This window comes from Thauera terpenica 58Eu (genome assembly GCF_000443165.1).
GTDB lineage: Bacteria > Pseudomonadota > Gammaproteobacteria > Burkholderiales > Rhodocyclaceae > Thauera > Thauera terpenica.
Window position 1 is genome coordinate 1 of the sequence record NZ_ATJV01000054.1, and the last position, 12,999, is coordinate 12,999.

Here is a 12,999-nt window from a genome sequence, read left to right on the forward strand (position 1 = left end):
TCGCGCTACTGGGCATGTCAATCATTGTGCTGGGCTGGCACGACAAGGCATAGCGTACGATTTTTTCCGTTTCGTGAGCTGACCCCCAGAAGTTCGATGATTCCGGAAAGCAGCCAACCGAACGACTTCTGAGCTTCGGAACCTGCCGGGAGGCCAATTCACAACTCAGCCTGGGGCGCGACAATCATCTTGTCCGGCCAAGATGATTGACGCCGTCCAGTTGGCGCCGCTGCGTCATTTTCCCGTCGGGCGCCTCTCAGACCGACACGGACGGCTCACTTCGCTGCTAGCACTTCTGCATGTGGTGTCGTTACGACAGCCTAAAGATGCTCGGACCCTTCAACTGAAGCAGAAGCGCAATGTTTGATATCACACCCGATGACATAAATCAGCTGAACGATATCGACCTGCGGGAATTGGTCGGGCGCCTCTGCGAAGCCGAACTGGCGAGTCGCGGGCTCTCGCCTGCGGCGGTCACGTGGGGAGGCAACCAGACTGCACCGGACGGCGGTCTAGACGTGCGTGTAGCCTTGCCCTCGGACGCGCCCATCGAAGGCTTCGTCCCTCGCCCGTCCACCGGATTTCAGGTCAAGAAGCCAGACATGCCTAGGCGCAAAATCCTCGCGGAGATGCGGCCGACAGGCACTATACGCCCCGTTATCCAGCAGCTCGCGGATGACGCTGGCGCATATGTCATTGTCAGCTCCACGGGATCGACCGCCGACGGCGCCCTAAGTGATCGCCAGAACGCCTTGCGCGAGGCTCTAGATGGAGTGGGCAACGCGGACCGGCTCCGCACCGACTTCTACGACCGCACCCGTTTGGCGACCTGGGTGCGGCGCCACCCGGGCCTTATCACCTGGGTCAAGGAGAAGGTAGGCAGGGCTCTTGTCGGTTGGCGCCCGTATGGCCCCTGGAGCGGCACAGCCGAGGGCATCGATGCTGAGTACCTGCTCGATGACAAGCTACGCCTACAGCTCGGGAAGCATCGTGACGCGCCCTCGCAATCCGTGGTCGACGCCATTGACGAGCTACGCGACGAGCTGGCCCAAGCCGGCAAGATAATGCGCCTGGTCGGCCTATCAGGCGTTGGGAAGACCCGCCTCGTTCAGGCCTTGTTCGACGATCGGATCGGATTGCGCTCCCTGCCGCCGTCCATTGCCGTCTACACCAACTTGTCGGACGACCCAGACCCCCAGCCAACCGGTCTGGCATCGGATATAATCGCAAACCGCACCCGCGCGGTCCTAATTGTCGACAACTGCCCTCCCGATCTTCACCGTAGGCTCTCCGAGTTGTGCAGCGGGCAGGACAGCACTGTCAGCGTCCTTACCGTGGAATACGACGTGCGCGACGATCAGCCGGAGGGAACTCAGGTCATCACCCTCGAGACGTCCTCACCCGAGCTGATCGAGAAGCTCATCCGGCGCCGGTATCCGCACATATCGCCGGTAGACGCGGGGGGCATCGCCGAGGCGTCTGGGGGTAACGCCCGGATTGCCATTGCCCTCGCCGAAACAGTCGAACGGTCAGATTCGATTGCCGGGCTGTCTAACGACGAACTCTTCCAACGGCTCTTCCGACAACGGCAAGAACCGAATAACGCCTTACTCCTCGCGGCCCAAGCGTGCTCACTCGTGTACTCATTCGAAGGCGAAGCTTTTGCGGGGGAAGAAGCTGAGCTGCCCCGCCTAGCCTCGCTCGCGGATCAAACCGCCCAGGAGACCTATCGTCTCGTTGGGGAACTGCTCCGGCGTGATCTCGTGCAGCGGCGAGGAGTCTGGCGAGCGGTGCTACCGCACGCGATCGCGAACCGCCTTGCGGCCCGCGCTCTTGACGACACTCCCTACGATCTCATCCACCAACAGTTGATCGAAGGCGGGAATGAGCGCTTAGCCCGGTCCTTCTCGCGGCGGCTATCGTTTCTGCACGATCACCCTAAGGCCGTCGCCATCGTCAAGCAGTGGCTCGCCCCCGATGGTCTTCTAGGCAACGTGTCAGGGCTCAACGATCTTCGGCGCGCAATGTTTGTGAACGTCGCACCCGTGCTACCGGAAGCTGCGCTAGCGGCGCTAGAGCGAGACGGCGGTGGCTATTCGAACGTCGACATGTTCGCGCGGCGACGGCTTCTGTCATTGTTGCGCTCCCTGGCTTACGACGCGCTTCTCTTCGAACGCAGTGCCCAATTGCTGTCGCGGGCTGTGATGGAAAGCGCCGACGATCAGGAGGCCAAGACTGCATCGGACACCTTCGTCTCGTTGTTCACGATCCACCTTTCCGGAACACACGCCACCATCGAGCAGCGTCTCGGCGTGATCGAACAACATCTCAAATCCGGCGAAGCAAAGGCACGGACGCTGGGTTTGGCGGCCCTGGATAAGGTGCTAGCGACAAACCACTTCGGTGCGAGCGATCGGTTTGAGTTCGGGGCTCGCTCGCGAGACTTCGGCTACACGCCACGTACCGTCTTCGACGTGGCCCATTGGTACGGTGCGGCCCTCATGTTGATCGAGGGCTTGGCCCTAACCGAGGGCGTGCTCAAAGCCGAGCTGCGCGACCTGCTGGCTCAGAACTTCGACGGATTGTGGACCGAGGCAGGGATGCACAGCGAGCTCGAAAGGCTTTGCCGTGGGTTTGCCGCCGACGGGTTCTGGCGTGAGGGTTGGGCCGCGTGCCGGCACACAATGCGATTCGACAGGGAACAGCAGACTTCTGAGTCCGCTTCGCGACTGTCTGACCTGGAGGCGGACCTTAGTCCCTCCAACCTCCCCGATCGCGTGCGAGCGATGGTCTTGGGTAACAGGTCGAGAGGACTCGATCTGGAATGCATTGACGTCGATGGCGGCACAGAGACCGCTAGCGAGCGCATGGAGGCGATCGCTCGCGAACTTGGCGCGGCAGTGGCCGCTGATGACGAAGCGTTCGCCGAACTCCTGCCTGACCTCCTCGGCGGCGGGAGCAGGGCTTGGACATTTGGCCGAGGGCTCGCTGCAGAGTCGCCGGACCGCCGTGCTACTTGGGCAAAGCTGGTCAAAGAACTGGAGCAGACCGCTCCCGAGCAACGAAACGTTCATGTGCTCTGTGGCTTCATGGCCGAGCTGTGGGAGCAGGACAGGCACCTCGCGCAAACCCTTCTCGATTCGGCACTCGATCAGCAAGCCCTGCCGAGCTGCCTTCCCGAACTACATACCGCTGTGAAGCTCGATGAGCGGGGCGTCGAGCGCCTGAAGCGAGCGGTGAGCGGCGGGCAGGTGCCGGTCCGGAGGTATCGGAATCTAGCGTGGGGAGGAACTACCGATCACTTGGCTGGAGGTCTTCTGAGTGATCTTCTCCTGCTAATTGCCAATCAGTCAGACGGGCTGGATGTGGCGCTGGAGATTCTGTTCATGCGTCTATTTTCGGATCGCTCGGTCGGGAGGGAGTACGAGCCTGAACTTCTTGAACTCGGTCGAAAGCTGCTTCCAAGGGTCACGTTTCGAAGGCACGACCATCGCGGGGATCACGAGTTAGCAGCCATTGCGAAGGCGTGTTTTACGGGTCCCGATACCGCTCTGGTCGCAGCGGAGCTTGCAAGGCGGATTAAACAGGCCGTGGAGGCCAACGAGATATCTTCGCTCGATAACGACGATCTCCTGACTGCTCTGATCGGGGTCCAGCCAGTAGCAGTCCTGGACGCATTGTTCGAAGGTGACGAGCAGGAGCAACAGATGGGCTTGTATCTGTTTGAACGCCTATTTGACCATCGTTCAAACCCAGCTGATGCGATTCGCTGCGACACCCTCATTGCTTGGTGTGAAGCAGATCGCGAACGTCGCTACCCCCTTGCGGCCTCGATCATCACGTTCGCCCGCCGCACGGAACCGGATGGTCCGAAGGTCTGGTCGGAGCAAGCGAAGGCAATTATCGCGGGCGCCCCCGACCCGAAGAACGTGCTTGCCGTGTTCGTTGAGCGGTTCCGCCCGAGGACCTGGACGGGCTCGCGCGCCGCGCTAATTGAGGCGAACGGTCGACTGCTTGACAGCCTCGAATCAGATGCCCCACCCAGCCTCATGCCCTTTGTAAACGAAACCAAGGAGCAACTTGCGCAATTGGTTGCAAGGGAGCGGGAGCGGGAGACCAAGGAAGACCGAGGACGGGATGAGCGATTCGAATGACGGGAGATGCTTGACGGAAGCGCCACGGTCAAAGTTCGTCGATAGCGAAGGCCGACCGGGCTGTCCCTGGGTAGCCGTGCCGTGCGACTGGTCCACTCGGATACGTGCCGCTTAACCGCCGACGGCTCGACCGACTGGATTGGGTCGCTATGGAGAGATTTGCATAGCGACCCATTGCCGCCTTACGACGAATAGATTGCGGATGACTGCTTGAGAATCATGAAACAGTCGTTGGAGGAGGTGTGACCTCGCCTGCCTCCTCAAGAGTCGGCCAGATCGGCGCAGCTCCCTCACCAGCCTCCGTAACGAGTAGGTGAGAACGCTGCACCGCTGCCCATACGCCGTCAGCGGAGGACCTCCCTGCGCGAGCTCGGGCGCATCGAGCGCACGCTGTTCATCCTGGACTGGCTGCAAAGCGTCGAGCTGCGCCGCCGCGTTCATGCCGGACTGAACAAGGGTGAGGCCCGCAACGCGCTGGCCCGTGCCGTGTTCTTCAACCGCCTGGGCGAAATCCGCGACCGCAGTTTCGAGCAGCAGCGCTACCGGGCCAGCGGCGTCAACCTGGTGACGGCCGCCGTCGTGCTGTGGAACACGGTCTACCTGGAGCGGGCCACGAAGGCCCAGAACGGTCACGATGCCGCACTGCTGCAGTATCTGTCGCCGCTGGGCTGGGAGCACATCAACCTGACTGGCGATTACCTCTGGCGCAGCAGCGTCAAGATCGGCGCGGGCAAGTTCAGGCCGGTACGGCCGCTGCAACCGGCTTAGCGTACTTTGCGATCCGTTTTCTGAAGCGACCCCTATAAGCGGGAACCGCCGAAAATTCGGTTCGGATCCGCGACCCGCTGGCCGACCGCGAGTACGAGTACGCACCGACGTGGGTGTTACGTTGTCGGCGGACGGGCGGAAGGGGATTTTCAGTCCCCTTCGGGACGCAGGTCGCGGACTGGGTCCTTTCGGCCCGTCCGGAAGGCGATCCTTTCGTTCGCTTCCCGGAGGTCAAGAAGCGCTTCGATGAGTTCGTCGAGCACCCGGCCGTCGAGGAACGCCTCGGCCACGTCGTGCGATCCTACGGGCGCCGGCGTCGTGATCGCGAGCCGGAAACCGCCGCCCTCGGCGCCTCCGGCCCCTTTGATTGTGAGGGATTCGGCCGTCCCTATGGTGTGGCGGTAGGGGATGCGCCGTTCGAAGTACAGGTCCTCGAAATAGCCCATGGCGTGCTCCCCGCCCGTCAGGCCTTCCCGCCGGAGCCCTTGGCCGCGTCGGCCAGTGCCCGGACGAGTTCTGCGTTCTGCGCGTTGATTCGTGAGAGCTCGGCGTTGAGCTCCGCGACGTTCAAGGCGGATGCGTCGCGCGCCGCGTCGAGGGCGGCCTTCAGGTCGTCGGCCCGCTTGGAAATCTCCTCGGCCCGCGCTTCGGCGGTCGCCGCGCGCTCGGACGCCTTGGAGAGCTTGTCCGACAGGACGGCTGCTTCGGCTCTGGCGGCTTTCTCGGAGGTTTCGAGCCCGGCCACTCGGGCCTGCAGGGATTCGAGTTCTGCGCTCACCTGGTCCGCGAGCTCGGCGGCTTCGCGCTTCTCGGACTCGAGCTGGGAACGGGCGGTCTCGAGGCCTTCCCGCTCGGACGCGAGGCGCGCGTTCGCGAGCTCAAGGGCGGCCGCCCAGATTTCGGCACCGAACTCCGCCAGGCGGTCGACGACCAGTTGCGGGGCCGGTTCGCGGATCGGCGCCTCCCTGGCCGCCTTCCGGTTCCGCCATTCCGACATCGCTTCCGAAATGGTGGTGAAGCTGCCCCCGCCGATGGCCTTGCGGACGACCGCGAGCGTGGGATTCTGGCCCGCAGCGTCGAGCTCCTCGGCGACGGCGAAGATCTGTTCCTTGGTGATTGCCATTCCGGGTTCCTCCGGGTGTCGTGTAGTAAGTAGTAATATCATACAACATACTACAAAATATAATATTTGAGTCAGGGTTTATCCACAGAATCCGTGGAAAACTCCGGGGAATCGTGCCCGGAGGCCGCGCCGACCCGGGAGGCCGGCCGGTGCCCCGAAAACGGGCGCCGTCAAATAGCGTCAATCAGCAGGCGCCGGCGGTCGAACGACATTCATCCTGGCCGCAGCTCCCCGCCGTTGCTTGATCGCTCCAGGATCCCGTCGCTGCTGCAGTGCGCCCGTCTTCTGCGCTCGATAGCCATGGCGGGAGGCGCCTGCTGACTGGGGGAAGATTCAGGCGAATTGGCGCCGGCCAGGCTAGCGAGGTCCGCCGTGTCCGGCTCTCTTCGAGACGATCTTCTGCAGGCCAGCGAGATAATGCTGAGCCGTGTCCGTGTCGCTTGGATGTTCAGCTTTCGGATGCTGGCCTTGTACAGCGGTTTGAGAACGCCGCCGGGCATCGATAACGTGCGCGCCGACAGGACTGAACAGCCCCGCCTTTGCTCGCCGGACAAGTCCTGCAAACCAAGCGACAGCGGAGCCTTGGATGCGTCGGCTCTCGAGTGCATAGGCGAGTTCATCAAGCAACTCCTGCGCGTGCGTTCCGGGCATTTCGGTCAGCAGTTGCTCGATAGCGGATTTTTCGGCCGCCTTCACGCTGGGTGGAATCTCGAGCGATCTGCGGTTTGTCGCGGCTTGTGGTTGTAGTGGTGGTTCTTTATGGTGGTTATGTGGTGGTTCAAGGGGTGACACAGCTATGACGCCCCGGGGGTGACATAGCTGTGTCACCCCGGGGGTGTCAGAGTTGTCACCCTCTCCCCGACACGACGCGGTGGAGGGTGACAAATTGTCGGGGGTGCGCCCAAGCGCCAGTCGGTACCCGTTGGATGTCTGGCGACCCGCCTCGGTGAAGCGCCGCTCGATGGTGATGAGTCCGAGGTCCTCAAACTGTTTCAGCATTCGCTGCACCGTTCGCTCAGATGTGCAGCATTTCTCTGCGAGTGTCCTGTTTGATGGCCAGCAGAAGCCTTGGTCGTCAGCGATATCGGCGAGTGCCAGCAGCAGAACCTTTGCACTGGGTTGCAGGCGGTGGTTCCATGCCCAATGCATCGCCTTGATGCTCATGGCGCTTAGGCCGCGGACTCGTCGATGGCTCGCGAGATCTGCGAAACGCAGAAGAGGACCCGCCTTCCGATCTTGCGTCTGGCAGGGCGAAGCTTTCTCGCAACCTCGTTGTCGCCGGCAAGGGTGAGACGCAGTCCTTCTGGACTGCGATTCAGGATCTCGGCGACCTGCTGGATGGTCAGTAGCGGGCTCCCGTAGCGGTGGAGCAGGATTTCTTCGGTGGTCACGCTCACTTCTCCTTGAACACGTACTGAGTCGTCCGGGCGGAGGACATGTATCCGGCGATTGCCGGCAATTGCCACTAGATGTGGGTAGTGAGTACGTGCAAAGAGTAAAGGAACGTAGACTTGAGTAAAGGGCTAAGTTATTGAATAAAAAGTAAATAGCGGTCAAAATCTTCTTGACTGCTGCACGGCGGTTAATGCCTGATACTTATGAGAAATTTCCCGCAGGTGGGGGCGCAATAGGGTTGCAGCTAGCATTTTTGCGCCGAGCGGTTTTGAAGCAAACTGTTACAATATGACGTTGTCTGAGTATTGACTCTTGTGGGGTGTAGTGGGTTTTGCGCTATGGTTTTCGCAGCATTTCAGCGCTATGTTCTGGGCTTGGAAGACAGCTGGTCGAGTTTGGCCACCAAGTCTTCTGCCCTCAGGTGTGTGTATCGCTTCAGCATTTGCATGGACTTGTGGCCGCTGATGGCTGCCACCTCCTGGTCGCTGAGGCCCTTCTCGACGAATCGGCTGACGGCCTCGTGCCGCAGGTCGTGGAAGCGGAAGTCTTTCAGGCCGACGGCGGCTTTGATCTCCAGCCATGCCTTGTTGAAGGTGTAGGGGCGGCGCCGTCCATCCTTGCCTGGCTCGCCGAAGAAGATCAGATCGGTATCGATCGGGCGGATCGGATTTTCGAGCGCTTCGCGGAGGGCGTCGACCGCACCGGTTGTCAGGGGTACCGTGCGGGGGAGGGTGTTTTTCGTTTCTACAAGCCGGACGATGCGCCGTTTGAGATCGACCTGGCTGCGGCGGAGCGTCGTGATTTCGGCCGAGCGCATGCCTGTCTCGAGAGCGATGCGCGCGATCCAGCGCAGCATCGGATTTGAGTACGTTGCAACGGCGTCGAAGATGCGTTTCTCTTCGTCGGGCGAGAGTCGCCGCTCGCGGCCGGCGCCCGGAGCCGGACGCCGGATACTAAGAACGGGGTTGTAGGGTAGGCCAAGGCCCCACTCTTTGATGGCCACCGTAAACAGATGCCCGAGCAGTGCCAACTCAAGGCGGACCGTGTTGTTCGCGCGCGGAATGCGGATGCCGGCTTTGTTCGGGTCGCCGGCTAGCCGCTTGTCTCTGAACTGGGCAATGACTTCTGGCGTGAGCGTCGCGAGGGAGTATGCACCGAGCGCGCTACGGAGCACTTCGGCGCGCCGTCGTTCGGAAACCTGAGTGGTAGGGCGCTTGGTGTGGGTGACTTCCTTCAAGTAGCGGTCGAGCGCCTGACTGACCGTCATGCGCTCTGCAGGTGAGCGCTGGATGTGGACGCCTCGCACCATCTCGTCTTCGGTCCGTCGAGCCCAATCCTCGGCGTCGCGCTTCAAGCGGAAGGTCTTGGCAGTTGTCGGCCAGCCGGTCTTGCGGATGACGGCTTTCCAGGTCCCTGAGGGGGTCTTGACGATCGTTGCCATGGTGCGCTCCAGTACACGTGCTGTACTGAAATTGTACCTAAGCTACCGAATAACATGGAAAAGGGGCTTAGGATTTCTCCTAAGCCCCTGATTTTATTGGTGGGCCCTGCGGGATTCGAACCCGCAACCAAAGGATTATGAGTCCTCTGCTCTAACCGTTGAGCTAAAGGCCCGGTAAATCCTTACTGATCGCTGTCGAGGAAGCTGCGCAGCTTCTCCGAGCGGCTCGGGTGACGCAGCTTGCGCAGCGCCTTGGCTTCGATCTGGCGGATGCGCTCGCGGGTGACGTCGAACTGCTTGCCCACTTCTTCCAGCGTGTGGTCGGTGTTCATTTCGATACCGAAGCGCATGCGCAGCACCTTGGCCTCACGTGGGGTGAGCGAATCGAGCACTTCGCCGGTGGCGTCGCGCAAGCCCGAGTACATCGCCGCCTCGGCCGGGGCCAGGGTGGCGGTGTCTTCGATGAAGTCGCCCAGGTGCGAATCGTCGTCGTCACCGATCGGCGTCTCCATGGAGATCGGCTCCTTGGAGATCTTCATGATCTTGCGGATCTTCTCCTCGGGCATCTCCATCTTCTCGGCCAGGGTTGCGGGGTCCGGCTCGGAGCCGGTTTCCTGCAGGATCTGGCGGCTGATGCGGTTCATCTTGTTGATGGTCTCGATCATGTGCACCGGGATGCGGATGGTGCGCGCCTGGTCGGCGATCGAACGCGTGATGGCCTGGCGGATCCACCACGTGGCGTAAGTGGAGAACTTGTAGCCGCGGCGATATTCGAACTTGTCCACCGCCTTCATCAGACCGATGTTGCCTTCCTGGATGAGGTCGAGGAATTGCAGGCCGCGGTTGGTGTATTTCTTCGCGATCGAGATCACCAGGCGCAGGTTGGCCTCGGTCATTTCGCGCTTGGCGCGCCGCATCTTGGCTTCACCGGTGGACATCTGGCGATTGATGTCCTTGAGCTCCTTGAGCGGGATGCCCAGGTGCTCTTGCAGGTCGATCAGCTTTTGCTGCTCCTCGAGCACCGCAGGGTGGGCGCGCGACAGGTTCTCGGCGTAGCTCTTGCCGGCAGCGATTTCCTTCTTCAGCCAGTTGAGATCGGTTTCGCGGGTGGGGAAGTTCTTGATGAAGTGCGCGCGCGGCATGCCCGACCGATCCACGCACAGGCGCAGGATCTGGCGCTCGTGACCGCGGACCTGTTCCACCATCTGGCGCACCGAGTCACACAGGCGTTCGATGGACTTGGCGGTAAAGCGGATGTTGAGCAGCTCGTCCGAGATCTGCTGCTGGAGCAGCAGATAGTGGGTGTCCTGCGAGCCGCGCTTTTCCAGTACGTCGATCTTCTGTGCGTACAGGTCGCGAATGACCGCGAAGCGTGCCAGGGCATCGTTCTTGAGCTGTAGCAGCGACGCGGCATTGACGCGGGCGGCAATTTCCTCGTCGGTCTCTTCCTCGATGTCGCTGTCTTCGTCCGCTTCGCTTTCGTCACCGCTGGACGCGGTGTCGGTATCGTCTTCGGTGATGTTCTCGCCCGGTACTTCCTCGTTGCCGGTCTCGGGGCAGATCAGGCCGTCGATCAGATCTTCGATCTTGGCCTCGTCCGCCGCGATGCGGTCGACGATGCCCAGAATCTCGGCGATCGTGGTCGGGCAGGCGGAGATGGCCTGCACCATGTGCTTGAGGCCGTCCTCGATGCGCTTGGCGATTTCGATCTCGCCTTCGCGGGTCAGTAGCTCGACCGTACCCATCTCGCGCATGTACATGCGCACAGGGTCGGTGGTGCGGCCAAATTCGGAGTCGACCGAGGACAAGGCCTGTTCGGCCTCTTCCTCGGCGACGTCTTCATCGACGTTGCTGGCGACGTTGTCCGACATGAGTATGTCTTCGGCGGCGGGTGCCGCGTCGTAGACCTGGATGCCCATGTTGTTGAACGTGGCAATGATGCCTTCGATCTGTTCGGCGTCTGCGACATCATCGGGTAGATGGTCGCTGATTTCGGCGTACGTAAGATAGCCGCGCTCCTTGCCGAGCGTGATCAAGGTTTTCAGCCGTGTGCGGCGCACTTCAGCATCGAGCGGCGCTGCGACGGGGCTTTCGACGACCGGTGCGGCCTTGTCTTTCGCTTTGGAGGTCCGGCCCTTGGGGCTGGCCTTGCGCGGCGAATCCTTGGCTGTTTCGCGTGCCATAGCACTCCTCAGTAGAGGGTGTGAGAAAATGGGAAACCGAGAATTGTACTATAAATCCGATACTTTCGGCGCACTCGTGAGCTCGCGCTTCTCCAGTAGCAGCTCCGCCAGCCGCTGTCTTCCGCTGGCGTCGAGCCCTTGTTCGCGGTTCTGTTCAAGCAGTGTGGCGATCTCGGCACCGAGGCTGTCGCCCTGCAGTTTTCGCAGGCTGTCCTCAAAAAGTGTCTCGACAATGGCTTCGTCGAATTCGGCGTCCACGAGTTCCGCGGCGACGCGCGAAAGCGTCTCGGCGTGAGGCGTGTCGCGAAAGCGCTCGATGAGGGCGCCCAGCCCTCCGCTTGGCACCGCTTCGCCCAGGCTGAGCAGGTCGATGATGGCGATCAGGGCAAGGCCTTCCGGGCTGCCCGATGGCACCAGATCGACCGGCATGCGTGCCGCCCAGGTTGGATGCTGCATGATGAGTCGGAGCAGGGTGCCTGCGGTGGATGGTGGTTTGCGCCGACCCGCCAGGCGCGGTGCGGCTGATCCGCGCGCACGTGCGCCGGTGGCAAAGGCGGGGCGCAGCGGCACTTCGAGCGCTGCGTCAGCAGGCGGGGCTGGTGTGCGCTTGTGTTTCGAACTGGCGGCGAGCACCCCGAAGGCGTGCTCCACTTCGCCCTGCGTCAGTCCGCTGGCCTCGGCCACCGCCTTGATCACCTGCAGGCGCAGCAAGGGGGCCGCAATGCGGGTGACGAGCGGTGCCGCTTCGTGGACGAAAGCGGCGCGACCCTCGGCGGCGTCCATGTCGTGACGACTGCGCAGGGTCTCGATCAGGAAGCGCGCCAGGGGCATGGCGCTGGTCGCGGCCTTGCGAAAGGCGTCCGTGCCCTCGGCGCGAATGTAGGAGTCGGGGTCGTGCTCAGGGGGCAGGAACAGGAAGGCCAGGGTGGCGTCGTCGCGCAGGGACTCGAGCGCGTTTTCCAGTGCGCGCCAGGCCGCGCGGCCGCCGGCAGCGTCACCATCGAAGCAGAACACGACACGGTCGGTCTGGCGCAGCAAGGCGTGCACATGCTGCGCCGTGGTTGCCGTGCCGAGCGTGGCGACGGCGTTGGTGACGCCGAACTGGGCGAGGGCGACAACGTCCATGTAGCCCTCGACGACGACGGCAAAACCTTCGTCGCGGATCGGCTTCTGTGCCAGGTAGAGGCCGTAGAGCTCGCGTCCCTTCTCGAACAGCGGCGTTTCGGGCGAGTTCAGGTACTTGGGCTCGCCCTTGTCCAGCACGCGACCGCCAAAGGCGATGATGCGCCCGCGCCGGTCGTGGATGGGAAAGATGATGCGGTCGCGGAAGCGGTCATAGCGCTTGCCCTGGTCGTTGTCGATGACCAGGCCGGCGTCGGCCAGGGTCTTGCTCTGGTAGTCCGGCACGGCCTTGTGCAGCGCCTGCCAGTCGTCAGGCGCGTAACCCAGGCTGAAGCGTGCAGCGATCTCGCCCGACAGGCCGCGTTGCTTCAGATAGTCGATGGCGCGGCGCGCGGGACGCAGTTGCTCGCGATAGAAGCGCGCCGCCAGGCTCATGACCTCGTACAGGCGCTCGCTGCCATCGTCCTGCGTGGCGCTGCTGTTGCGGCCGTCGTCGGGTACTTGCAGGCCCGCCTGGTCCGCCAGCTCCTTCACCGCGTCGACAAAGCCCAGGCCGCTGTATTCCATGAGGAAGCCGACCGCGCTGCCGTGCACGCCGCAACCGAAGCAGTGATAGAACTGCTTGGAGGGGCTGACCGAGAATGAGGCGGATTTTTCGCCGTGGAAAGGGCAGCAGGCGAAGTAGTTCGCGCCGCTCTTCTTGAGCGGGACGTAGCGTTCGATGACGTCGACAATATCGACGCGCGACAGCAGCTCCTGGACGAAGGACTGAGGGATCATCGTGCGCCGGTGGTCGAGATCTGCGGCTGGCGG

At 62.3% G+C, this 12,999-nt stretch carries 8 protein-coding genes, 1 tRNA gene and 1 pseudogene; 2 read left to right on the forward strand and 8 right to left on the reverse strand.

The genetic code is table 11. The annotated features are described in order from the left end of the window. Positions 1-359: 359 nt before the first annotated feature. Positions 360-4,154, forward strand: a complete 3,795-nt coding sequence (locus tag M622_RS30040; RefSeq protein WP_021249353.1) for a hypothetical protein — start codon at positions 360-362, stop codon at positions 4,152-4,154. 357 nt (positions 4,155-4,511) lie between these two features. Continuing rightward, a pseudogene (locus M622_RS30050) lies at positions 4,512-4,922 on the forward strand (Tn3 family transposase); the annotation flags it as partial. Positions 4,923-5,071: 149 nt separating this feature from the next. On the opposite strand, the gene M622_RS30055 reads toward M622_RS30050, so the two are convergent. The 8 genes from M622_RS30055 to dnaG all read right to left on the reverse strand — a co-directional run bounded on the left by M622_RS30055 (position 5,072) and on the right by dnaG (position 12,966). Then, positions 5,072-5,368, reverse strand: a complete 297-nt coding sequence (locus tag M622_RS30055) for a hypothetical protein (protein WP_021249356.1) — start codon at positions 5,366-5,368, stop codon at positions 5,072-5,074. A 17-nt stretch (positions 5,369-5,385) separates the two neighbouring features. Continuing rightward, positions 5,386-6,045 (reverse strand): DNA-binding protein, encoded by a 660-nt coding sequence (locus M622_RS30060; RefSeq protein WP_021249357.1) that lies wholly within the window; start codon positions 6,043-6,045, stop codon positions 5,386-5,388. 357 nt (positions 6,046-6,402) lie between these two features. Further along, entirely contained in the window at positions 6,403-7,209 is an 807-nt protein-coding gene (locus M622_RS39680; protein ID WP_084520728.1) for a helix-turn-helix domain-containing protein, read from the reverse strand. A gap of 5 nt (positions 7,210-7,214) precedes the next feature. Further along, a complete protein-coding gene (locus M622_RS30070) occupies positions 7,215-7,436 on the reverse strand; it encodes a hypothetical protein (RefSeq protein WP_021249359.1) in 222 nt (73 codons plus the stop codon). A 365-nt stretch (positions 7,437-7,801) separates the two neighbouring features. Further along, positions 7,802-8,881 (reverse strand): site-specific integrase, encoded by a 1,080-nt coding sequence (locus tag M622_RS30075; RefSeq protein WP_021249360.1) that lies wholly within the window; start codon positions 8,879-8,881, stop codon positions 7,802-7,804. Between the two features lie 97 nt (positions 8,882-8,978). Next, positions 8,979-9,054, reverse strand: a tRNA-Ile gene (locus M622_RS30080). A gap of 9 nt (positions 9,055-9,063) precedes the next feature. Next, on the reverse strand, positions 9,064-11,064 hold the full coding sequence (gene rpoD, locus M622_RS30085) for an RNA polymerase sigma factor RpoD (protein ID WP_021249361.1): 2,001 nt from the start codon (positions 11,062-11,064) through the stop codon (positions 9,064-9,066). Between the two features lie 48 nt (positions 11,065-11,112). Then, the gene (gene dnaG, locus M622_RS30090) at positions 11,113-12,966 is read right to left on the reverse strand and encodes a DNA primase (protein ID WP_021249362.1); all 1,854 of its coding nucleotides are present in this window, start codon (positions 12,964-12,966) and stop codon (positions 11,113-11,115) included. Positions 12,967-12,999 lie beyond the last annotated feature (33 nt).

Excerpts from the sequence above, each read along its gene's own strand:
- M622_RS30040 (WP_021249353.1), top strand. The coding sequence starts at position 360 with ATGTTTGATATCACACCCGATGACATAAATCAGCTGAACGATATCGAC.
- M622_RS30055 (WP_021249356.1), bottom strand. The coding sequence starts at position 5,368 with ATGGGCTATTTCGAGGACCTGTACTTCGAACGGCGCATCCCCTACCGC.
- M622_RS30060 (WP_021249357.1), bottom strand. The coding sequence starts at position 6,045 with ATGGCAATCACCAAGGAACAGATCTTCGCCGTCGCCGAGGAGCTCGAC.
- M622_RS39680 (WP_084520728.1), bottom strand. The coding sequence starts at position 7,209 with ATGAGCATCAAGGCGATGCATTGGGCATGGAACCACCGCCTGCAACCC.
- M622_RS30075 (WP_021249360.1), bottom strand. The coding sequence starts at position 8,881 with ATGGCAACGATCGTCAAGACCCCCTCAGGGACCTGGAAAGCCGTCATC.
- rpoD (WP_021249361.1), bottom strand. The coding sequence starts at position 11,064 with ATGGCACGCGAAACAGCCAAGGATTCGCCGCGCAAGGCCAGCCCCAAG.
- dnaG (WP_021249362.1), bottom strand. The coding sequence starts at position 12,966 with ATGATCCCTCAGTCCTTCGTCCAGGAGCTGCTGTCGCGCGTCGATATT.